This window comes from Stenotrophomonas sp. STEN035 (assembly GCF_056759935.1).
Window position 1 is genome coordinate 15430 of sequence record NZ_JBRRDY010000033.1, and the last position, 21743, is coordinate 37172.

Genomic DNA, 21743 nt, shown 5'->3' on the forward strand with positions numbered 1-21743 from the left:
AGATATCAGTAGTGCGGGGGCGGTGGTTCATCGGCAGCATCGGCATACAACGTCGTGCGTACCTTGCCCAGGTCATCAAGTAGGTGGCGCAGCAGATCGGCGTTGCGTGAGCCCTGCATACGGGCGTCCGCCAGTGCTTCACTCATCTCTGCCAGCGCGTGCTCCTGGAAAGAGACACGCATCTCCAGCTCAACCAAGCGTGCTTCCAGCGCCTGTTCGCGCTGCTCGGAAGTTGATTCATGCATGTACGGAACGTCCTCGACCAATGCCGTAATACGCCAGGCCTGCGGCTTCGATTTCAGCCGGGTCGTAGAGGTTACGGCCATCAAATACCACCGCATCACCAAGCGCTTCGCGTATGCGCGCAAAGTCCGGGCTGCGGAACTGCTTCCACTCGGTGACTACCACCAGAGCGTCTGCATCATGCAGTGCTGCAAAGGCGGAGTCACAGAACACCAGGTCCTCACGCTCGCCAAAAACGCGACGGGCTTCGTCCATGGCTTCTGGATCAAACACCTGCACCTTGGCGCCGGCTTCCCACAGCTGCGCCAATACCCGCCGGCTCGGTGCCTCGCGCATATCGTCGGTATTGGGCTTGAATGCCAGGCCCCACACAGCGAAAGTCTTGCCGCGCACACCTTCGTCTTCACCGCGGTCGTAATGCCGCTGGATCAACTCGAACAGATGGCCCTTCTGGGCGGCATTTACCGCCTCCACCGCATTGAGCAGTTGCGGCTGGTGGCCATGCTGGGCAGCGGTACGCGCCAGTGCCTGCACATCCTTGGGGAAGCAGGAGCCGCCATAGCCGGCGCCGGGATAAATGAAGTGCCAGCCGATGCGTGGGTCAGAGCCTATGCCCTGGCGCACCTGCTCGATGTCGGCGCCTACGCGCTCGGCGATATTGGCAATCTCATTCATGAAACTGATCTTGGTCGCCAACATCGCATTGGCGGCGTACTTGGTCAGCTCGGCCGAACGCACGTCCATTTCCACAACGCGGTCGCGGTTGCGGTTGAACGGCGCGTACAGCCGCCGCAATACCGCCACCGCATGGACGTTATTGGCACCAATGACGATGCGATCCGGGCGCATGCAATCTGCGACCGCATCGCCTTCTTTCAGGAATTCGGGGTTGGAGACCACATCGAAGGCGATCTCCTGGCCGCGCGCTGCCAGCTCTTCAGCGATGGCAGCACGAACCTTGTCTGCGGTACCTACCGGCACCGTCGATTTGTTGACCACGACCGTGGGCCGCACCAGATGGCGGCCGATGGTGCGGGCTACCGCCAACACGTACTGCAGGTCGGCGCTGCCGTCCTCGTCCGGCGGCGTACCGACCGCGATGAAGATCACTTCACCGTGGTCGATGGCCTTCGCTGCTTCGGTGGTGAAGGCCAAACGCCCAGAGGCGTGATTGGCCTTCACCATCGGCTCAAGGCCAGGTTCGTAGATCGGGATGATGCCCCGCTCCAAACCGTCGACCTTGGCCTGGTCGATATCGACGCAGACCACATCGTGCCCTACTTCCGCCAGGCAGGTCCCGGTGACGAGACCCACATAGCCGGTTCCGAAAATAGCTACACGCATGGTTGCGCCTACTCCGTCACTCAGCCTTACGGCATGATGCCCAGCAACTCGACGTCAAAGCTCAACGTCGCGTTCGGACCGATCGGACCGCCCTGGGTGCCGGCTTCGCCATAGGCCAGTTCGCCCGGAATCCAGAAGCGGTACTTGGAACCAACCGGCATCAGCGCCACGCCTTCGGTCCAGCCCTTGATGACCTGGTCCAGACCAAAATCAACCGGCTGGCCGCGCTGGTAGCTGCTGTCGAACACTTCGCCGTTGAGCAGCTTGCCTTCGTAGTTCACACGCACGCGGCTGCTGGCCATCGGGCGCTCGCCGCTGCCGGCGCGGATCACCTGATACTGCAGGCCCGAAGCGGTGGTCACCACGCCCGGCTGGGTCTTGTTCTTGGCGAGGAAGGCATTGCCTTCTTCACGGTTGGTCTGGGCGGCCTTGCCGGCCGCAGCCTTCATTTCAGCTTCCTTGGTGGCGCTGAATGCCTGCAGCACGCCCTGCGCCTGCTCGTGGGTCATCAGCGGGGTGCCCTTGGCGAACACGGTGCTGATGGCCTGGAACACGGAATCCAGATCAATCTCATTCTTGATGCGTGCCAGCGACGGACCAACGGCAAAGCTGCCCAGCATCAGGCCGACCTTTTCGCGGTCAACCGACGGCGGCGCGCTGCCCGGTGCCATGCCCGGAACCTGCTGGCCCGAACGGGCCATCATCACGGTGCGCAGCGCCTGATCGGTCTTCTGCGCATCTTCCTGCGACAGCAGCGGCTGGCCGCCAGCAAAGGCGTTCTCAACAGCGCGACGCATTGCGGCCACGTCTACTTCCGAGGCAACCGGCTCAAACGAGCTGGCCACGTCGATGCCGATGGCGTAACCAATCTTTTCACGATCCGAGGTCAAAACAGACTTCTCCTTGGTCGCCGCCGCAGCGGCAGGTTGTTGCGAAAAAACGACCCCGGGGGCCGCCATCGCCAAAATCAGAAGCGACGCAACCGCGCCACGCTTTCCCATCTTCATTCGCTGCATTCCTGGAAGTGAACAAACGCCACCGGCGGCGCGAGGGGCGATATTGTCGCACGCGCGCCGCAGATGTCGAGGCGCGTCAGCGCTGTGGTGCTGGTGCGGCCAGCGCGCGATCGATTGCCGCACGCAGTTCCGGGTCATCCGGCTTCACCTTGCTTGGGAACTGCGCCAGCACGCGCCCATCGCGGGAAATCAGATATTTATGAAAGTTCCAGCCCGGTGCAACGCCACTGAGGCGGGTCAGGTCCTGGTACAGCGGTGTCGCTTCCGGCCCGACCACATGCACTTTCTCGAACATGGGGAACTTCACCCCATAAGTAAGTGTGCAGAACTCCTGGATCTGCGCCTCACTACCCGGCTCCTGGCCTTTGAAATCATTGGACGGAAAGCCCAACACGGCAAAACCACGCGGTGACAACTCCTGTTGCAATGCCTCCAGCCCCTCGTACTGCGGGGTGAATCCGCACTTGGAGGCGGTATTGACCACCAACAGCACCTTGCCACCGTACGCGCGATTCAGGTTCACCTCGTCTTTTCCGGCCAGCGAGCGGTAGTTGCGGTCCAGCAACGGACCTGCAACCACATCCAACGCACCACCAGCGCCCGCCACAAAGGCAATTGAAATCAATAAATTACGAATGTTCACTGGTTTCTCCTGAGCACAACAAGCAAGTTTGGAGCGGCATAGGCCATTAGTTTGGTCAGAACCAGTTGCATGTCAGCGTGTCGGTGTTATAGTTGCATACAACACCAGCCACCCTACACAGGGGCCTTATGAACACCAAGCACGGCAGACACGCTCTCCACGCACTGATGGTCACAGGCACCTTGCTGTTGCTGGGCTGCTCAACCTCTCTCGGCAACGGCCTTGCCGATGCCACGGATTATGCAGCCCAGGTGGGCGGTGATGGGCAGGACGCCGACGAAACTCCCAAAGCGAAACGACCGGCCCGCCGTATGCGGACCAGCCTTTCGATGCCTTATTTTTCTTTCGCACAGCTGAATTCGCGGAGCTGACCCATGAGCGATATCCAGTGGAGCGATGGCGCTCCCATTTACCGCCAGCTGAAGGATCGCGTGATCGCGATGATGCTGGACGGGATCCTGAAGCCGGGCGACGCCCTGCCCTCGGTACGCCAGGTCGCGGCCGAGTACCAATTGAATCCGATCACCGTCTCGCGCGCCTATCAGGAATTGGCCGACGAGAACCTGGTCGAGAAACGCCGTGGCCTTGGTATGTTCATGACCGAGGAGGCCGCCCAGAAGCTGCGCGGCAACGAGCGTGATCGTTTTCTCAATGACGAATGGCCGGCCGTGCTGGAGCGCATCCAGCGTCTGGGCCTGACCATGAAAGATTTGCTGCCACCGGGGACCACTCTATGAACGCCGCCGTCGAAGCCGTCGTTTCCGCCAAGGGCCTGCGCAAGGCCTACAAGCAGAAGCCAGCGCTGGACAACACCAGCTTCACCATCGAACCGGGCCGCATCGTCGGCCTGATCGGCCCCAACGGCGCCGGCAAGACCACGGCACTCAAAGCCCTGCTCGGCCTGACCTCGTTTGACGGCGACCTGCAGGTCCTGGGAATGGACCCGCGCAGCCAGCGCGATGACCTGATGAATGATGTCTGCTTCATCGCCGACGTAGCGGTGCTGCCGCGCTGGTTGCGCGTCAAGGAGGCCATCGACTTTGTGGCCGGCGTGCATCCACGCTTTGACCGCGCCCGCTGCGAGCGCTTCCTGGCCAACACCAAGCTCAGCCCCAAGCAACGCGTGCGGGAGATGTCCAAGGGCATGGTGGTACAGCTGCACCTTGCCCTGGTGATGGCCATCGACGCCAGGATCCTCGTGCTGGACGAACCCACGCTGGGCCTGGACATCATGTACCGCAAGGAGTTCTACCAGCGCCTGCTGGAGGATTACTTCGACGAGCAGAAGACCATCATCATCACCACCCACCAAGTGGAGGAGATCGAGCACATCCTGACCGACGTGCTGTTCATCCGCGACGGTTCGATCGTGCTCTCCTCCGACATGGAGGCACTGGCCGAGCGTTACACCGAACTGCTGGCCTCGGCCGACACGCTGCAGGCAGCCCGCGCCCTTGGTCCGATTGAAGAACGCGCCCTGCCATTCGGCAAGACGGTGCTGCTGTTCGATGGCGCCAACCGCAACCAACTCGCCGCCATGGGCGAAATCCGCACCCCCGGCCTGGCCGACCTGTTCGTGGCCACCATGAAGGGAACCTACGCATGAACGCCGCTCACCACATCACCCCGCTCGGCAAGTTCAAATGGCTGCTCAAGCGTGAGTACTGGGAAAACCGGGGCGGCTTTGTCTGGGCCCAGGTCATCACCGGCGGCATCGCCATCCTGTTCGCCATCATCGGCGCGCTGATTGGCGTGTTCGCCGCCCGCAACTCCGATGGCATCAATCACACCGGCGATGTCAGCGAATACCTCAAGGTCATGGGTGCGTTCGGCGATGGCCTGCTGCTGGCCGGCATCTTCCTGGCCTCGTTGATCCTGGCCTTCGTGGTGTTCTTCTACGCACTTGGCAGCCTCTACGACGACCGTCGCGACCGCAGTGTGCTGTTCTGGAAGTCACTGCCGGTCTCCGACACCCAGACCGTGCTGTCCAAGGCATTGTGGGCACTGGTGTTGGCACCGCTGATCGCGATGGCCATCGGCCTGGCTGTCGGGCTGGTGCTATGGGTAGTGGCCATGCTGGGCGCGGCCGGTGCTGGCGCCACCAGTCCCTGGGCGATTGCCACCCACTCGCACCCGTTCCGCATCCTGGGCCTGGTCCTGAGCACCCTTCCGGTGAGTCTGCTCTGGGCATTGCCAACCGTGGGCTGGCTGATGTTCTGCTCGGCGCTGGTGCGGACCAAGCCGTTCCTGTGGGCGGTGCTGATACCGCTGCTGGCCTGCACCATGATCAGCATCCTCGGCGCCATGCCGGGCGTGAAGCTGCCGCTGGGCTGGATCTGGTACACCGTTGCCTACCGCGGCCTGCTCAGCGTGTTCCCCTCATCGTGGCTGCCACGCGGTTTGACCGACACCAACATCAGTGACAATGATCTGCAGACGCCGGCCGATCTGGTGCAGTGGTTGCTGCAGCATCACAGCCTGAGCAAAGTACTGTCCAATCCCGATATCTGGATTGGCGCGGTTGTCGGCATCGCCCTCATCGTCGCAGCTGTTTACCTGCGCCGCCGTCGCGACGACATCTGAAGCTCGATCAGGAGAATGTTCATGCACAAGACGTTTGTACTGGCCGCATTGCTGGCTGCCCCGGGCGCAGCCTTCGCCAGCCAGCCCTGCGCGTTTACCGCCCCCCAGTCGCTGAACCTGGACCTGGGCGGCAGCAAGACCGTGATGTTTGAAGTGAACAGCCATGACCTGCGCCTGCAGGCCAGCCCGGGCGCGAAAGCAGCCGTGAGCGGACGCGGCTGCGCTTCCAGCCAGGAACTGCTGGACCAGCTCTCGCTGAGCCAGCGCAAGGTTGGCGACAAGCTGGTGGTGACGCTGGAACGCCGGAACCAGGGGCTGAACATCAACATGGGCCACACCTACGCCTATCTGGACCTGACCGGCAGCCTGCCGGACGACATCCTGGTACAGCTCAAGGTCGGCTCCGGTGATGCCTCCCTGGCCGGCGCGCAGAGCATGAGCGCCGATGTGGGTTCGGGCGATGTCAGTGCACGTGACATCAAAGGCCTGGCCACGGCAGCAGTGGGGTCAGGCGATGTCGAGTTCCACAACATCGGCTCGCTTCACGTCCTCTCGGTAGGTTCGGGCGATGCCAAGGCTACTGGCGTGCGCGGCGACGTGCGGGTGGGCAGCGTTGGCTCCGGTGATATCGAACTGCAGGGCGTACAAGGTGCGGTGACGATTGAAAGCATCGGCTCGGGTGACGTCGACATTCGCGACAGCCGCGGCGCGGTGCGCCTGGGCTCGCTGGGTTCGGGCGACCTGGACGTCCGTGGCGCCGCCAGCCTCAAGGTTGACCGGCTTGGCAGCGGCTCGGTGAATCATTCCGGCATCAGCGGCAGCGTCGATCTGCCCAAAAAGCACTAACTCCTTCCAACCGCAACGGAACGCACACCATGAAGATCCTCAACGCTTCCCTGCTCGCCTTGGCCTTGGCAATCCCGCTGGCCGCCTGCGGTGAAAAGCCGGCGACCAATGGGCCGGCTACCGACACCACCGTTGGCGCGAAAGTCCGCGAAGCCACCGACAAAGCCCGCAAGGAGATGGCCGAAGGCAATATCAGCATCGGCTCCGATGGCGCCAAGGTGGAACTCACCCCAACCGGCGACCTGCTGATCAACGGCGCATCCATCCCGCTCAACGACAGCCAACGCGCGATCACCCTGCGTTATCGCACGCAGATGCTCGGCGTCGCCGAAGCCGGCATCGACATTGGCGTGCAAGGTGCCAACCTGGGTGCGAAGGCTGCGGGCGAGGCGATCAAGGGCATCTTCTCTGGCAACTCCGAGCAGATCGAAGCGCGCATCAATGCCGAAGCTGACAAGATCAAGGCCAGTGCCGCCAAGCTGTGCGACCAGCTGCCTGCGCTGATGGCCACCCAGCAGCAACTGGCTGCGGCCGTGCCCGAGTTCGCGCCGTACGCAAAAATGGACCAGACCGATATTGACGACTGCCGCAACGGCAACTCGCAGTCCTTCTGACCAGTACAGGCGGGGGCGGTAGAATGGCCGCCCCCGCCGTTGTTGTTGCCCGTCACCATGAACAAACTGCTGTTACTGATCCTCGTCGCCTTCGCCACCCTGGCCACGGGCTGTGATCGCGAAAAGTACGCCGAGCACCGCAGCGAGCGCAGCAAGCCCAAGACCGAGGTCACCCTGGAGCGCATCGCGATCCGTCGCGCCCCCTACCCGAACCTGGACATCCTGCCGGACGGCCGCCTGCGCGTTGATGACATCGTCATTCCGTTGAATGCCGAGCAGCAGGAGCTGCTGCACACCAGCTACGTCAAACTGCAGATCCTGCGGCAGAACACGCTGGTGGATGCCGACCCGGCGTTGGCACAGGAACGCACGCTGCCGCTGCAGATCCCCGAAGGCCAGTCGCCCTTCCCGCCGGACCTGGCCAAGCAGATTCCCGAGTTCGAGAAATACGACGAAGCCCTGGCCAATCTGCGCGCTGTGCGCTGAGCCTGTAGTGCCAACCCATGGTCGGCAATGGCTGTACCGGCAAGGTCAATGTAGTGCCGAGCCATGCTCGGCAAAGGCCTGCCCAGCAACCTCTCCCGCAGAAGCCGCGTAAACCGCGACGCCAACAGCAACCGAAGGGCCGAAAGCCAACCCCTCAACAGCCCTCCCCTTCGCTACGCGAAAGGGAGGGTGCAAGCCGATCAATGATCGTGGATGCCGCCCAGGGTCAGCGCTGCCGGATCCAGCAGGCGCTTCAACTCGGCCTCGGACAAGCCACTGTCCTCCAGCGCCACTTCCAGCACCGGCCGCTGCTCCTTGTAGGCGCGCTTGGCAATCGCCGCAGCCTTCTCGTAGCCGATGATCGGGTTCAATGCAGTCACCAGGATGGGATTGCGGGCCAAGGCCTCGCGCACCCGCTCCTGCTTGACCACCAGACCCACGAACACATTGTCGGCCAGCAGGCTCATCACATTGGACAGCAGCTGGATCGAATCCAGCAGGTTGGCCGCGATCAGCGGCAGTGCAACGTTCAACTGGAAGTTGCCGGTCTGCCCGGCCACGGTGATCGCCGCATGGTGGCCAATCACCTGCGCAGCCACCATCACGGTTGCCTCCGGGATCACCGGATTGACCTTGCCCGGCATGATCGAGCTGCCCGGCTGCAAGGCTGGCAGCTCCACTTCGCCCAGGCCGGCCAGCGGACCGGAGTTCATCCAGCGCAGGTCATTGGCGATCTTGATCAAAGCCACCGCCAGCGCATTGAGCTGACCTGACAGTTCCACTGCGTCATCCTGCGCGGCCAGCCCTTCAAATTTATTGGCCGCACTCTCGAACTTGACCCCGGTGCTGAGCGACAGCGCCCGCGCCACCTTTCCGCCAAAGCGCGGATCGGCGTTGATGCCGGTACCGATCGCTGTGCCTCCCAGCGGCAAACGGCGCAGGCGCTTCAAGGCATCCTCGATGCGTCCTTCGGCCGAAGCCAGCTGTGCCGACCAGGCACCGAATTCCTGGGCGAAGGTCAGCGGCATCGCGTCCATCAGATGGGTGCGGCCGGTCTTGACGATCTTGCCCAACGTGCGGGCGCGCTTGTCGATGGTCTTGCGCAGGTGCTTGAGCGCCGGCAGCAGCGATTCCACCACCTCGAGCTGGGCCGAAACACGGATGGCGGTCGGGATGACGTCATTGGAGCTCTGCCCCAGATTGACGTGATCGTTGGGATGCACCGCCGTCTTGCCGGCCTTGCCACCGTGGTTGGCGAGCGTGGCAATGACCTCGTTGGCATTCATGTTGGACGAGGTGCCCGAGCCGGTCTGGTAGACATCGATCGGAAACTGGCTGTCATGCGCGCCGATCGCAACTTCGGTAGCCGCCGACTGGATCGCCTTGCCAACACCTTTGGGCAGCAGCCCCAGGCCGGTGTTGACCTCGGCCGCGGCACCCTTGATCAGGCCCAGCGCACGAATGAAGGCGCGCGGCATGCGCTGCCCGGAAATCGGGAAATTCTCAACCGCGCGCTGGGTCTGCGCGCCCCAGAGGGCCTCGGCGGGCACCTGCAGCTCGCCCATGCTGTCGTGTTCGGTCCGGAAACCACTTTTGGCAACCTTGCTCATCATCTACTCCGCACTTCTTCATTGGGGGGAAAGGAAGCTGCGGCTGGCAATGGGCAGGCTTCCCTGGCTGGCGGCTGCGCACACCATACCCGTCAAATGCGGCGTTGGCACCTGCGGCCGACGGGATTCAATGGCCCGCCAGCGGCGGTTGCCCCGGCAGCGTAGAATATGCGCCCCCGCTACTGCCCAAAGCCTGCCGCCATGACGGATACGTCCCGCCAAGAAGCCGCCCTGCTCGCCCTGTCCCCGCTTGATGGCCGTTATGCCGGCAAGGTCGACGCTCTGCGCCCGATCTTCTCCGAGTACGGCCTGATCAAGGCCCGCGTCAAGGTCGAGATCGAATGGCTGCTGGCGCTGGGCGCCGAGCCGGGCATCACCGAGCTGGCCGACTTCTCGGCCGCCGGCAAGGCCAAGCTGCATGCACTGGCCAATGGCTTCTCGGTCGAGAATGCCGCCCGCGTCAAGGAAATCGAGCGCACCACCAACCACGACGTCAAGGCCGTGGAGTACTTCATCAAGGAGCAGCTCAAGGACGACGCCGAGCTGGCACCTGCACTGGAGTTCGTGCACTTCGCCTGCACCAGCGAGGACATCAACAACCTGTCCTACGGCCTGATGCTGGCCGAAGCCCGCGACAAGGTGATCCTGCCCGGTTACAGCGGCATCGCCGCCTCTCTGCGCGCGCTGGCACATGCCCAGGCCGAGCAGCCGATGCTGTCGCGCACCCACGGCCAGACCGCCTCGCCGACCACCCTGGGCAAGGAACTGGCCAATGTCGTCGCCCGCCTGGAACGACAGATCCGCCAGATTGGTGCGGTCGAACTGACCGGCAAGATCAATGGCGCTGTCGGCAACTACAACGCCCACGTTGTGTCCTACCCGAACATCGACTGGCCGGCCTTCGCCGAGCGCTTCGTCACCTCGCTGGGCCTGGTGTTCAACCCCTACACCACCCAGATCGAACCGCATGACAACGTCGCCGAGATCGGCGACGCCGCGCGCCGCGCCAACACCATCCTGATCGACCTGTCGCGCGACATCTGGGGCTATATCTCGCTGGGCTACTTCAAGCAGAAGCTCAAGGAAGGCGAAGTTGGCTCCTCGACCATGCCGCACAAGGTCAACCCGATCGACTTCGAGAACGCAGAAGGCAACTTCGGTATCGGCAACGCCCTGTTCGAACACTTCAGCGCCAAGCTGCCGATCAGCCGTTGGCAGCGCGACCTGACCGATTCCACCGTACTGCGCGCCGTCGGCACCGCCTTCGGCCACAGCCAGGTGGGCCTGGAGTCGCTGGCCAAGGGCCTGGGCAAGCTGACCGTGAACCCGGAGCGCCTGGACGCCGATCTGGACGCTGCCTGGGAAGTGCTGGCCGAAGCCGTGCAGACGGTGATGCGCCGCCACGGCCTGCCGAACCCCTACGAGCAGCTCAAGGCCCTGACCCGCGGTCACGGCATCACCGCCGATTCGATGCGCGAGTTCATCGAGACCCTGGAACTACCGGCCGACGCCAAGCAGCGCCTGCGCGAGCTCACCCCGGGCGGGTATGCCGGCTTGGCGGCTGAGCTGGCCAAGGCGATCTGAGCCCAACGCCCTCAGCTGAGCCCAACGCCCTCAGCAGCGCAGGTTCCTCTCCCCCATCATCGGGTGAGAGGAACCGAAACACTCTTCACTATCTATCCGCCGCCAGACGGAAACGTTCGAATCCACCGCCAGCCAAAACCCGGTAACCGCGAAGCGCGGGCCGATCGTGGATGACAACGCTATTGCTGACCGACAAGTCGCGAGTGCCCGCGCTTGCCTCAGGGCTCTGGAAGATTGGAAACCAATAGTGTAGAAAAGGCGATTAGCGGTGCCGCAATTGGCGGCGACCGGCTTTGCCGGGCAGGACACACAGGGCCTGCAAGACGAAGCGCCACCACATCCACTCGTAATGGAGAGGATGTGGTGGCGCTTTTTTTTTGCCCGAATTTTCAACAGGGGGGAAATTCATGGCTACTGTCCAGACATTGGCTCCATCTGCCCCGGTCATTCACGCTGACCGGTTACTCAGGTTGTCGCTTGGCGCTATTTGCCTCGCCTCGTTACTGCTGGCTTTACGATCCGGCGCATGGCTACCGTTTCTGGGCGCAACCGTGCCAGCTACGCTGATAGGCGCCTGGTTCAGCCGCGCGCAAGCCAGCGGCGGCATGCGCAGTCGTGTGATCCTGGCCCTGTCGTTGAGCGTTGTAGTCGTTGCCGTTTCCATACAGATGCCGACGCTGCACGATGAAGCGTGGGCAACCGAACTCGTCCTGCTCTGCCTGCTTGCCCACTACCGTGAACGCGCACCCGTCATCAGCGCGGCGATCGTCATGGTCGTCCACCATCTGGCCGCGCATTGGCCAAGTGCCAATGACACCTGGCTGGAAGCCAACGCTGCAACGCCACTACACATAAGCAGCCTATTGCTGGTTGCAGGCATTTCCTGCGTGTTCTCCACGCCGCATCCCGCCACTGCAGACAGCCAGACCGACAACTCCAACGGTACTCAGGATGCAAATTCCAGCACCCTGGAACCGCCACCCTCATCCACCCAACTGGCCAGCGAAGATCACATGGCACGTGCGCTGAGCTTCTCCTGTGCCGGCATGATGATTGCAAATACCAGCCATGAGATCGTCTACGCCAATCCCGCGGTGATCGCCATTCTGCGCAATCAACAGCAGGAGCTGCGCAAGGCATTTTCCAACTTTGATCCCGACAGACTTGTCGGCACCAACATCCATATATTCCACCGCAACCCGGCACGCGTGCGTGCACTACTGGACACACTTACTGCCCCGCATTCCAGCCGCATCCAGATCGGTGACGCACACTTCCACCTCAACGTCACTCCGATGCACTGCACTGACGGAAAGCCAATGGGCTTCGTAGTTGAGTGGCACGACCGTACCACCGAGTTCCGCATGGAACAGGACATCGCCGCAATCATCGATGCCGCCGCTCAAGGCCACTTGGATCAACGCCTGCATAGCCACACCGACGACGGCCTGATGGGGCGCCTCTCCGACGGAATCAATCGTCTTCTGGAAGCCACCTCGGAGAGCACCAATGAAATGCGCCAGATTCTCTCCGCCCTATCCCGTGGCGACCTGAGCCATCGCATCAAACGCGATTTCCAAGGGGTGTTCGGCGAGATGAAAGGGGATGCCAATGCCACCGCCGCACACTTGGCTGCCATCGTCGCCCGCATCCAGCAGACCGCCAATGACATCGACACCTCGGCGCAGATGATAGGCAGCGGCAATGAGGAGCTCTCCACGCGCACCGAGCAACAAGCAACAACGCTGGAAGAAGCCGCATCATCGCTGGATCAGCTGACCCAGGTCATCACCCACAATGCTGATGCCGCGCAACAAGCAAGCTTGCTTACCCGGCAGGCAGCCTGCGTCGCGCAACAAGGCGACCAAGTGGTTGGTGAAGTGGCAACCACAATGCTGGCGATCGAAGCCTCGTCAAAAAAAATCGCCGAGATCATCAGCGTCATCGACGGCATCAGCTTCCAGACCAACATCCTGGCCCTGAATGCCGCCGTGGAAGCCGCCCGTGCCGGTGACAGCGGCCGAAGCTTCGCAGTGGTCGCCACGGAAGTACGTGCATTGGCGCAACGCTCCGCGGCAGCGGCACTGGAGATACGCCAGCTCATCTCTGAATCCGTGGACAAGGTAGCCAGCGGTTCCGCGCTGGCGGAGCGGGCCCGTATCACCATGGAAGACATTGTCGCCTCGGTCCGTCAAGCCACCGCGATAACAGCCGATATTTCCAGCGCCTCCCGCGAACAAAGCAGCGACATATCGCGGATCAACCGGACCATCGCTCAGATGGATATCACCACCCGCCAGAATGCCAAACTCGTACAGGACACCAACAGCGCCACTCACGCCATGCAGCAACAGGCTGATGCACTGACCCTGGCCATCTCGCGATTCCAACTTGATGCAACGCCTGCACCCGGCCATCGCCACGACAGCACCACTGCGGCAGACCGGCACCCCTTACACAGCTCCAGGAAAGTTGATGCTTCCAGCCGTTGAGAGAAACGAAGATGTTGACGCGATTGCCAGCGATGCCCCACCGCCCTTGCATGAAACCCCGCTCACCCTGCACACCGCCGCCGCTGCAGAAACACCGGCCATGCGCCGCGCCAGACTTCCGGCCCGCGATGGAAGGCCTGTGATGAACCGCATTGTCTGCACGGACCCGCAACTGGCAAGCCGGCTACGGTTGTTCTTTGAAGATCTCGAGGACGGCCAGGTCATCAGCCAAAGCAGTGACTGCAGCCAAGCTCCGCTATGCCGCTGGCTCGACCCCAGCGAACTCGGCCCCGCCGGCCATGTCCAGGCAGCGCTATGTGATGCGATCGAAACGCTGGAACGTAGCCGCAATGCGTTCCGCTCGCGCGAGATGGGGCAACTGCGGCAGCGCCTGCTGCGCCTGCTGGAAGATCTGTCCACACCCGGCTGACAGCGCGCCACCGAAGGATCTACAGCGACTGAGCCGCGCAGGACCCCAGGGTCCTGCAGCACAGGCTGCCGTGACTGCCGTAGCGCCCCAGTGGCAATCGCGGCGTCTTTTCACTACCGCCGTTGTGTACAGGGGGACCTAATGGGTGCTGCCGAACTACTCCAGGAATTGATCCAGCGCATCGGCCTGGATCAGGCCGAGCTTGCCGAACGCCACCAGCTGCTTGAATGGCAGGATGGTGACAGGCTGGCGCTCAATCACGCTGCGGGAAGCGTCGCAGGCGCACAGCGCGACTTCATAGACAAGCTCTACCAACATCTGGAACAGTTCCCGGCGCCGTCAGCACAACTGGACGATGCAGCCATGCTGCAGCGCCTCAAACACAAGCAACTGCAGTACTACCAGCAGTTGTGGCAAGGCCCTTACGATGACCACTACCTGCACAACCGGCTGTGCATCGGTCTGATCCACCATCTGAACCAGGTCGACCTGAAGTGGTACCTGGGCGCCTATCGGCTGTATCTGCATGAAATGAGCAAGCGCCTGTGCGCTGACAGCGATGGCGTGGAACTGCTGTGCAGTCTGCTCAAAGCAGTATTTTTCGACATGACCATCGCCATCGACACCTACAGCGCTGCGCAACGCAAGGCGCTGGAAGACAGTGAAGCGCGCTTGGCGCGGGCACTGCGCGGCGCCAATGATGGCATCTGGGACTGGCACGTCGGCAAAGACAGCCTGTACGTGTCCGAGCGCTGGGCGGAAATGATCGGCATGCCCGCGGACAACCTCGGTCGCACCAGCCATTGCTGGTACGCGCGCGTACACCCTGATGATCTGCCAGGCCTGCGCAACGCCATCCACCTGCACCTCACCGGCATCACCGAGTCCATCCACCACGAATACCGCATCCGTCGCCACGATGGTGAATGGCTGTGGGTGCTGAGCCGCGGCATTGCCGAGGCCGACAGCAAGGGCGAGATCCGCGTGACCGGATCGCAGACCGATATCAGCCGCAGAAAGAAAATCGAACAGGAACTGCACCACGCTGCCCGCCACGACCCCCTGACCGGACTGGCCAACCGTCTGCGCCTGGATGAGCTGCTTGCCAGCATCCAACAATCGCCCGCTGCCACTGCTGCCGCGGCCAGCCTGTTGTTCATCGACCTCGACCGTTTCAAACTGATCAACGACAGCTTTGGGCATCTGTTCGGTGATCGCGTGCTGATCCTGGTCGGCGAGCGCCTGAGCCAGTGCCTGGGCCAGGACGACCACCTGTTCCGCTTTGGTGGTGACGAGTTCGTGGTGCTGCTCACCCATCCGGCCAGCGCCACCAACCCCGAACAGGTTGCCCAGCGCATCCTCTCGCACCTGCACCAGCCGATGCAGCTGGACGAACGAACCCTGGTGGTCAATGCCAGCATCGGCATCGCAAGGCTGCAACACACCCCCGATCAGGAAGACGCCCTGCAATCGGCCGACCTCGCCTTGCACCTTGCAAAAAAAGGCGGAAAAGCCCAGTTCGCGTACTACAGCACCGAGCTACAAGCCGCCGCCATGCGTCAGCTCGAGCTGGAAAGCGCCCTTGGGCAGGCCTTGCACCGGCAGGAATTCGAGCTGCACTACCAGCCCATCCACGATCTGGCACAGCCGCAGGCACGGCTGGTCGGGGTTGAAGCCCTGCTGCGCTGGAAACACAACGGGCACCTGATTGCGCCGCTGGAGTTCATTCCATCACTGGAAGAATCCGGCGAAATCATCGCCGTTGGTGAATGGGTGCTGCGACAAGCCTGTCAGCAGACCCGGCGCTGGCAACTAGCCGGTCATGTGCACCTGTACTGCTCGGTAAACCTGTCGCACCGCCAACTGCAACAGGACAGCTTCGTCAGCACGGTAATCTGCGCACTGCGCAGCAGCGGCCTGCCTGCAGCCAGCCTGGTTCTGGAGCTTACCGAAACCCAGCTGATGCAGGACAGCGCGTCGGTACTGGCCACCCTGCGGCAACTGGCGGAAATGGGTGTCCGCCTTGCGCTGGATGATTTCGGCACCGGCTACTCCTCGCTGAGCTATCTGAAACGGTTTCCATTGCACATTTTGAAAATCGACAAGAGTTTCATCGGCGGTGTTCCACAAGATACCGAGCTGAGCCTGATCAGCCGCGCCATCATCGGGCTGGGCCATAGCCTTGGACTGGAAGTCATTGCCGAGGGTGTCGAGCACGCACAGCATCTGGATTTCCTGCGCGAAGAACGTTGCACCCTCGCCCAAGGGTATCTATTCAGCCCCCCCTGCCCGGCCGAGGCCCTGAGCGAGTTGTTGCAGGACGATACATGGGCACATCCCTCGATTTCGGCGGTCTTCACGCCCGTCGAGCCGAATCCGTTAGGCGCTTTGGCAGCGCCTGGGTGAAAATGGTGTCCCGCCGCCCGATATCGGCCGGTTTTGATTTTGGCTTCCCCCAAGGTGTTGCGCACGATGAAAAAGACCTATCCGATTGAAGTCCAGGCCAAGCCCGGCCTGCCGCTGGGCATGAGCCCGGCTACCTTCCTGCGCGATTACTGGCAGAAGCGCCCGCTGCTGATCCGCGCCGCCTTCCCGAATTTTGAAACCCCGGTAATGCCGGAAGACCTGGCCGGCCTGGCCTGCGAAGAAGGTGCGCTGGCGCGCATCGTCAGCCATGACCGCGCCACCGATGGCTGGACCCTGCGTACCGGCCCGTTCCAGGAAGAAGACTTCCCCGGCATGCCCGACCACGACTGGACCCTGCTGGTGCAGGACGTGGACAAGTGGGACCCGGAAGTGCGCGCCCTGACCTCCTACTTCAACTTCCTGCCGCGCTGGCGCATGGACGACGTGATGATCAGCTTTGCCGCCACTGGCGGCTCGGTTGGCGCCCATGTCGACCAGTACGACGTGTTCCTGCTGCAGGCCCATGGCCAGCGCCGCTGGCAGATCGACGCCAGCGAGTCGACCAAGGGCAAGCGTCCGTCGCTGGAGTTCCGCCCCGACGTCGAGCTGAAGCTGCTGAAGAAGTTCAAGGCGACCCACGATTGGGTGCTGGGCCCGGGCGACATGCTGTACCTGCCGCCGAACGTGCCGCACAACGGCGTTGCCGTGAACCCCTGCCTGACCTTCTCGTTCGGCATGCGCGCGCCGTCCTCGGCCGAGCTGATCAGCGATTACCTGGACGACCTGGTCGCCGATGCCGACGAATCGATCCGCTTCCAGGACCCGGACCTGAAGCTGCCGGAAGACCCGAACGAGATCGACGCCGCCGCGATGAAGCGTGTGGTCGCCGCGCTCAACGCGCTGCGCATGAACGACCCGGATCGTCTCGGCAACTGGTTCGGCCGCTTCATCACCACCTACCGCGCCGCTGGCGACATCCTGCCCTCGCAGGCACCGCCGTCGCCGGAAGAAGTGACCGCTGAACTGGAAAACGGCGGCGTGCTGGAGCGTCACCCCTGGGCTCGCCTGGCCTGGCGCCGCGCCACCCGCGGTGCCTCGCTGTACTGCTCGGGGCTGGCGTTCCAGCTGTCGATCAAGGACGCACAGACCCTGGCCGGCGCCGAGCAGATCGATATCACCCTGTTCAACAAGCTCGGCAACAAGGGCCGAGATGCGCTGATGGAACTGATCGTCGGCGGCCATTACCAGCTGCTGGACGTGGAAACCATTGCCGCCATGCTCGCCGAGCAGGATGCGCTGGAAGCCATGGAAGACGTGGCCGAGGAAGATTTCGAGGACGAGGACTTCGACGACGAAGCCGATGCCCCGGAAGTCGAGATCGAAGTGATCGAGTACAGCGAAGCCGGTGAAGGCGAGCCGTCCAGCGCCAGCATCGAGACCGTACTGGTCAATGAGGAAGGCGTCGAGGTCGTGGTGATCTGCGACGACGGCGAGGAAGAAGACGAAGACGACGCGGAAACCCCGTCGGCATGAGTCAAACCGCGATCTTCCATGTAGAGATCGCCGACTACACCGTGCAGCAGTCCCTGCTGCACGGCGTGCGTCATACCGTATTTGTCAGCGAGCAGAACGTCCCTGCCGAGCTGGAAATAGACGAGCTGGACCCGCTCAGCGACCACGCCCTGGCCTTGGATGAACACGGCCACGCCATCGGCGCCGCCCGCTTGACCCCCGACCAGCGCATCGGCCGCATGGCCGTGCTCGCCACCTGGCGCGGCAAGGGCGTCGGCCAAGCCTTGCTGAATACGCTACTGGGTGCCGCCCGCAAGCGCGGCTGGGGCGAAGTCAGCCTGCATGCCCAGCTGCATGCCCGCGACTTCTATGCCAGTAACGGGTTTCTGCCGGAAGGTGTTGAATTTGAAGAAGCCGGCATCGGTCACCAGACCATGCGCCGGCGTCTGGACGGGGCAATGCGGGTGCAGGACCCGGACCAGGCCCGCGCCGCCATGGCCGCGGTCATCCACGGCGCACGTCGCCACGTGCACCTGCAGCTGCGCGGCAACGACGCCCTGCTCGGCCAAGCGCTGGTCCTGGATGCGCTGCGCCGCTTTGCCACCGCCCGCCGCGACAAGCAGGTACTGGTGCTGCTGCACGAAGCCGACCTGCCAGCCCTGCCCTCAGCCTTCATCGCCCTGGCGCAGCGCCTGCCCAGTGTGTTCAAGCTACGTGAGCCGGTAGACCCGATGGACTGCGAGGTCAGTTCGGCCGCTATCAGCAACGATCGGGGCGACTGCTACTTTCGTCCAATGGGCGCCCGCGTAGAAGGCGAGCTGTCCCTGGACAGCCCCGCCCACGCGCAGCAGCAGGAAGCGCTGTTCAAGCGTATCTGGGAACGTTCACGTGATTGCAACGGGCTTCGCGTACTAGGTGTCTGAGCATTGACCGGGGCAGGACAAGCCGCAGTCAGGTATTAATGCGCGGGACAGTGTAGGTGCCCCTTCCTGTCCAGTGAGGGGTATAATTTCGTGGTTAGAACACGCCCGCGCGGGACGCTGTAGCAGGTCCGCCGGTTCCCAGAACTACCCCACAAGTGAATCCGACTCTCCATCGTGGACAATCTACTGAAGCAGTTTGCGCAATCATCGCAGCTCGCCGGCGGCAACGCCTCCTATGTCGAGGACCTGTACGAACAGTACCTCGTCTCCCCGGACAGTGTGGACCCCAAGTGGAAGTCCTACTTTGACGGCTTCAAAGGCCGCGAAGCTGGCGATGTGCCGCACTCCGCCGCCATCGCACACATCACCGAAGCCGCAAAGAACGCTGGCAAGGTCGGCGGTAACGCCGGTTCCGGCGACGAGCGCGAGCGCAACGTCGGCCGTCTGATCACCGCCTACCGTTCGCGCGGCCACCTCGGCGCCAACCTCGACCCGCTGGGCCTGACACCGCCGGTCAACCCGCCGGACCTGGGCCTGCCCTTCCACCACCTCAGCGATGCCGACCTCAACGACGAGTTCAGCACCGGTGGTGTCGGCGGCCAGCCGCGGATGAAGCTGCGTGACCTGTTTGCGCGCCTGAAGGCGACCTATACCGGTTCGATCGGCGCAGAGTTCATGTATATCGCCGAAGTCGAGCAGCGCCAGTGGCTCTACCAGCGCCTCGAAGCTGCCGGTGGCAACTACAACCTGGATGCCGACACCAAGCGTCGCACCCTGGAACGCCTGACCGCTGCCGAAGGCCTCGAGCGTTACCTGCACACCAAGTACGTCGGCCAGAAGCGCTTCTCGCTGGAAGGCGGCGACTCGCTGATCCCGATGATGGACACCATCATCCGCGACGCCGGCAAGGAAGGCGTCAAGGACGTGATCATCGGCATGGCCCACCGCGGCCGCCTGAACGTGCTGGTCAACACCCTCGGCAAGAACCCGCGCAAGCTGTTCGACGAATTCGAAGGCAAGTTCGAGCACGACGACCGCGCCGTTGCCGGTGACGTGAAGTACCACATGGGCTTCTCGGCCGACGTCGCCAGCGATGGCGGCCCGGTGCACCTGGCCCTGGCCTTCAACCCGTCCCACCTCGAAATCGCCGATCCAGTGGTTGTCGGCTCGGTGCGCTCGCGCCAGGAACGCCGCAACGACACCGCACGCAAGCAGGTGATGCCGGTCCTGATCCACGGCGACGCTGCATTCGCCGGCCAGGGCGTGGTGATGGAGCTGTTCCAGATGTCGCAGGCCCGCGGTTTCGCGGTAGGCGGCACCGTGCACATCGTCATCAACAACCAGGTGGGCTTCACCACCTCCAACCGCGACGACTCGCGTTCGACCCTGTACTGCACCGACATCGCCAAGATGGTTGCTGCACCGGTCCTGCACGTGAACGGCGACGATCCCGAAGCCGTGGTGTTCGCGGCCAAGCTGGCCTATGACTTCCGCCAGCAGTTCAACAAGGACGTCGTGATCGACCTGGTCTGCTACCGCCGCTGGGGCCATAACGAAGCCGACGAACCGGCGATCACTCAGCCGCTGATGTACCAGGTGATCCGCAAGCACAAGACCACCCGCGAGCTCTACGCAGAGCAGCTGGAAGCCGCAGGCGTCATCGCTGCTGGTGCCGGCAAGGACATGGTCGACGCTTACCGCAACAAGCTGGACTCGGGCGAAGTCACCACCGAGCTGGCCAAGGTCGAAAAGACTCCAGCCACCAGCAAGATGTACGTGGATTGGTCGAAGTACCTCTCGGGCAAGCTGTCCGATCCGGTCAGCACCAAGGTCGACATGGGCAAGCTGACCCAGCTGGCCACCATGATCAACACCATTCCGGAAGGCGTGGAAGTGCATTCGCGCGTTGCCAAGGTGTACGACGACCGTCGCAAGATGGCCGCCGGTGAAATCCTGGGCGACTGGGGCTTTGCCGAAAACCTGGCCTACGCAACGCTGCTGGACGAAGGCAACGCACTGCGCCTGGTTGGTCAGGACGTGGGCCGCGGCACCTTCACCCACCGCCACGCGATCCTGCACGACCAGAAGACCGACAACTACTACCTGCCGCTGCGTCAGCTGGTCGAGTCGCCGGAACAGGCCACCATCATCGATTCGCTGCTCAGCGAAGAAGCGGTGATGGCGTTCGAGTACGGCTTCTCCACCACCGATCCGAACACCCTGTGCATCTGGGAAGGCCAGTTCGGCGACTTCGCCAACGGCGCCCAGGTCGTGATCGATCAGTTCATCGCCTCCGGCGAAGCAAAGTGGGGCCGTATCTCCGGCCTGACCCTGCTGCTGCCGCACGGTTATGAAGGTCAGGGTCCGGAACACAGCTCGGCGCGCCTTGAGCGCTTCCTGCAGCTGTGCGCGCTGGAGAACATGCTGGTCTGCGTGCCGTCGACCCCGGCGCAGGCATTCCACATGCTGCGTCGCCAGATGCGCATGGCTACCCGCAAGCCGCTGGTCGTCATGTCGCCCAAGTCGCTGCTGCGTCACAAGCTGGCCGTGTCCAGCCTGGACGAAATGGCCAACGGCGAGTTCCAGCACCTGATCGGCGACGCCACCGCGGACGTCAAGAAGGTCAAGCGCGTCGTCGTGTGTTCGGGCAAGGTCTATTACGACCTGCTGGAAGACGTGACCAAGCGCGGCCAGGACGACGTGGCACTGGTCCGCGTTGAGCAGCTCTACCCGTTCCCGCGCCCGGCGCTGGCTGCCGAACTGAAGAAGTACGGCAAGGCAACCGACGTCGTGTGGTGCCAGGAAGAGCCGATGAACCAGGGTGCGTGGTACCAGATCAAGCACCACCTGCAGGCATGCGTGGCCGATGGCCAGGCGCTGCACTATGCCGGTCGCCCGCGTTCTCCGTCGCCTGCTGTTGGCCACATGTCCGATCACCTGCGCGAACTCGCACAGCTGCTCGCCGACGCGCTGGTCAACAAGATCGACGACAACTACGCCGAATAAGCCCC

At 63.0% G+C, this 21743-nt stretch carries 19 protein-coding genes; 14 read left to right on the plus strand and 5 right to left on the minus strand.

The features are described 5' to 3' along the window. Nucleotides 1-5: 5 nt before the first annotated feature. The 4 genes from ACVOLL_RS16270 to ACVOLL_RS16285 all read right to left on the minus strand — a co-directional run bounded on the left by ACVOLL_RS16270 (nucleotide 6) and on the right by ACVOLL_RS16285 (nucleotide 3228). Complete coding sequence (locus ACVOLL_RS16270) at nucleotides 6-245, minus strand: SlyX family protein (RefSeq protein WP_481513831.1); 240 nt, start codon at nucleotides 243-245, stop codon at nucleotides 6-8. After that, on the minus strand, nucleotides 238-1587 hold the full coding sequence (locus tag ACVOLL_RS16275) for a UDP-glucose dehydrogenase family protein (RefSeq protein ID WP_481513832.1): 1350 nt from the start codon (nucleotides 1585-1587) through the stop codon (nucleotides 238-240). Before ACVOLL_RS16275 ends, ACVOLL_RS16270 begins: the two co-directional genes overlap by 8 nt. A 26-nt stretch (nucleotides 1588-1613) precedes the next feature. Further along, nucleotides 1614-2594, minus strand: a complete 981-nt coding sequence (locus tag ACVOLL_RS16280; protein WP_481513833.1) for an FKBP-type peptidyl-prolyl cis-trans isomerase N-terminal domain-containing protein — start codon at nucleotides 2592-2594, stop codon at nucleotides 1614-1616. Nucleotides 2595-2679: 85 nt separating this feature from the next. Beyond that, a complete protein-coding gene (locus tag ACVOLL_RS16285; protein ID WP_481513860.1) occupies nucleotides 2680-3228 on the minus strand; it encodes a glutathione peroxidase in 549 nt (182 codons plus the stop codon). Nucleotides 3229-3374: 146 nt separating this feature from the next. On the opposite strand from ACVOLL_RS16285, the gene ACVOLL_RS16290 reads away from it, so the two are divergent. Genes ACVOLL_RS16290 through ACVOLL_RS16320 form a run of 7 tightly spaced genes read left to right on the plus strand, consistent with a single transcriptional unit; the run spans nucleotide 3375 to nucleotide 7775 of the window. Next, complete coding sequence (locus ACVOLL_RS16290) at nucleotides 3375-3617, plus strand: hypothetical protein (protein WP_481513834.1); 243 nt, start codon at nucleotides 3375-3377, stop codon at nucleotides 3615-3617. Between the two features lie 3 nt (nucleotides 3618-3620). Continuing rightward, a complete protein-coding gene (locus tag ACVOLL_RS16295) occupies nucleotides 3621-3983 on the plus strand; it encodes a GntR family transcriptional regulator (RefSeq protein WP_062166162.1) in 363 nt (120 codons plus the stop codon). Continuing rightward, the gene (locus ACVOLL_RS16300) at nucleotides 3980-4852 is read left to right on the plus strand and encodes an ABC transporter ATP-binding protein (RefSeq protein WP_481513835.1); all 873 of its coding nucleotides are present in this window, start codon (nucleotides 3980-3982) and stop codon (nucleotides 4850-4852) included. The genes ACVOLL_RS16295 and ACVOLL_RS16300 overlap by 4 nt, the downstream gene beginning before the upstream one ends. Further along, nucleotides 4849-5829, plus strand: coding sequence for an ABC transporter permease (locus ACVOLL_RS16305; protein ID WP_481513836.1), 981 nt, complete (start codon nucleotides 4849-4851; stop codon nucleotides 5827-5829). Before ACVOLL_RS16300 ends, ACVOLL_RS16305 begins: the two co-directional genes overlap by 4 nt. 21 nt (nucleotides 5830-5850) lie before the next feature. Then, a complete protein-coding gene (locus tag ACVOLL_RS16310) occupies nucleotides 5851-6675 on the plus strand; it encodes a DUF4097 family beta strand repeat-containing protein (protein WP_481513837.1) in 825 nt (274 codons plus the stop codon). A gap of 29 nt (nucleotides 6676-6704) precedes the next feature. Beyond that, the gene (locus ACVOLL_RS16315; protein ID WP_481513838.1) at nucleotides 6705-7289 is read left to right on the plus strand and encodes a DUF2884 family protein; all 585 of its coding nucleotides are present in this window, start codon (nucleotides 6705-6707) and stop codon (nucleotides 7287-7289) included. Nucleotides 7290-7346: 57 nt separating this feature from the next. After that, nucleotides 7347-7775 (plus strand): hypothetical protein, encoded by a 429-nt coding sequence (locus ACVOLL_RS16320; RefSeq protein ID WP_481513839.1) that lies wholly within the window; start codon nucleotides 7347-7349, stop codon nucleotides 7773-7775. Between the two features lie 200 nt (nucleotides 7776-7975). Here the strand turns inward: ACVOLL_RS16320 and ACVOLL_RS16325 are convergent, their stop codons facing one another. Further along, complete coding sequence (locus tag ACVOLL_RS16325) at nucleotides 7976-9385, minus strand: class II fumarate hydratase (protein ID WP_481513840.1); 1410 nt, start codon at nucleotides 9383-9385, stop codon at nucleotides 7976-7978. A 201-nt stretch (nucleotides 9386-9586) separates the two neighbouring features. Between ACVOLL_RS16325 and purB the strand changes: the two genes are divergently transcribed. From purB to ACVOLL_RS16360, 7 genes are all read left to right on the plus strand, one after another. Continuing rightward, nucleotides 9587-10969 (plus strand): adenylosuccinate lyase, encoded by a 1383-nt coding sequence (gene purB / locus ACVOLL_RS16330; protein WP_481513841.1) that lies wholly within the window; start codon nucleotides 9587-9589, stop codon nucleotides 10967-10969. A 377-nt stretch (nucleotides 10970-11346) separates the two neighbouring features. Further along, the gene (locus tag ACVOLL_RS16335; RefSeq protein WP_481513842.1) at nucleotides 11347-13461 is read left to right on the plus strand and encodes a methyl-accepting chemotaxis protein; all 2115 of its coding nucleotides are present in this window, start codon (nucleotides 11347-11349) and stop codon (nucleotides 13459-13461) included. After that, complete coding sequence (locus ACVOLL_RS16340) at nucleotides 13445-13891, plus strand: hypothetical protein (RefSeq protein WP_481513843.1); 447 nt, start codon at nucleotides 13445-13447, stop codon at nucleotides 13889-13891. Before ACVOLL_RS16335 ends, ACVOLL_RS16340 begins: the two co-directional genes overlap by 17 nt. A 141-nt stretch (nucleotides 13892-14032) precedes the next feature. Further along, nucleotides 14033-16297 carry an EAL domain-containing protein gene (locus tag ACVOLL_RS16345; protein WP_481513844.1) on the plus strand — a complete coding sequence of 755 codons (2265 nt, stop codon included), beginning with the start codon at nucleotides 14033-14035 and terminating at the stop codon, nucleotides 16295-16297. 57 nt (nucleotides 16298-16354) lie between these two features. Then, the gene (locus ACVOLL_RS16350) at nucleotides 16355-17830 is read left to right on the plus strand and encodes a ribosomal protein uL16 3-hydroxylase (protein ID WP_481513861.1); all 1476 of its coding nucleotides are present in this window, start codon (nucleotides 16355-16357) and stop codon (nucleotides 17828-17830) included. Next, nucleotides 17827-18732 (plus strand): GNAT family N-acetyltransferase, encoded by a 906-nt coding sequence (locus tag ACVOLL_RS16355; protein WP_481513845.1) that lies wholly within the window; start codon nucleotides 17827-17829, stop codon nucleotides 18730-18732. Before ACVOLL_RS16350 ends, ACVOLL_RS16355 begins: the two co-directional genes overlap by 4 nt. A gap of 174 nt (nucleotides 18733-18906) precedes the next feature. Continuing rightward, nucleotides 18907-21738, plus strand: coding sequence for a 2-oxoglutarate dehydrogenase E1 component (locus tag ACVOLL_RS16360; protein ID WP_481513846.1), 2832 nt, complete (start codon nucleotides 18907-18909; stop codon nucleotides 21736-21738). Nucleotides 21739-21743: the final 5 nt, after the last annotated feature.

Excerpts from the sequence above, each read along its gene's own strand:
- purB (WP_481513841.1), top strand. The coding sequence starts at position 9,587 with ATGACGGATACGTCCCGCCAAGAAGCCGCCCTGCTCGCCCTGTCCCCG.
- ACVOLL_RS16355 (WP_481513845.1), top strand. The coding sequence starts at position 17,827 with ATGAGTCAAACCGCGATCTTCCATGTAGAGATCGCCGACTACACCGTG.
- ACVOLL_RS16305 (WP_481513836.1), top strand. The coding sequence starts at position 4,849 with ATGAACGCCGCTCACCACATCACCCCGCTCGGCAAGTTCAAATGGCTG.
- ACVOLL_RS16290 (WP_481513834.1), top strand. The coding sequence starts at position 3,375 with ATGAACACCAAGCACGGCAGACACGCTCTCCACGCACTGATGGTCACA.
- ACVOLL_RS16295 (WP_062166162.1), top strand. The coding sequence starts at position 3,621 with ATGAGCGATATCCAGTGGAGCGATGGCGCTCCCATTTACCGCCAGCTG.
- ACVOLL_RS16315 (WP_481513838.1), top strand. The coding sequence starts at position 6,705 with ATGAAGATCCTCAACGCTTCCCTGCTCGCCTTGGCCTTGGCAATCCCG.
- ACVOLL_RS16270 (WP_481513831.1), bottom strand. The coding sequence starts at position 245 with ATGCATGAATCAACTTCCGAGCAGCGCGAACAGGCGCTGGAAGCACGC.
- ACVOLL_RS16280 (WP_481513833.1), bottom strand. The coding sequence starts at position 2,594 with ATGAAGATGGGAAAGCGTGGCGCGGTTGCGTCGCTTCTGATTTTGGCG.
- ACVOLL_RS16320 (WP_481513839.1), top strand. The coding sequence starts at position 7,347 with ATGAACAAACTGCTGTTACTGATCCTCGTCGCCTTCGCCACCCTGGCC.
- ACVOLL_RS16300 (WP_481513835.1), top strand. The coding sequence starts at position 3,980 with ATGAACGCCGCCGTCGAAGCCGTCGTTTCCGCCAAGGGCCTGCGCAAG.
- ACVOLL_RS16345 (WP_481513844.1), top strand. The coding sequence starts at position 14,033 with ATGGGTGCTGCCGAACTACTCCAGGAATTGATCCAGCGCATCGGCCTG.
- ACVOLL_RS16340 (WP_481513843.1), top strand. The coding sequence starts at position 13,445 with ATGCTTCCAGCCGTTGAGAGAAACGAAGATGTTGACGCGATTGCCAGC.
- ACVOLL_RS16275 (WP_481513832.1), bottom strand. The coding sequence starts at position 1,587 with ATGCGTGTAGCTATTTTCGGAACCGGCTATGTGGGTCTCGTCACCGGG.
- ACVOLL_RS16325 (WP_481513840.1), bottom strand. The coding sequence starts at position 9,385 with ATGAGCAAGGTTGCCAAAAGTGGTTTCCGGACCGAACACGACAGCATG.
- ACVOLL_RS16310 (WP_481513837.1), top strand. The coding sequence starts at position 5,851 with ATGCACAAGACGTTTGTACTGGCCGCATTGCTGGCTGCCCCGGGCGCA.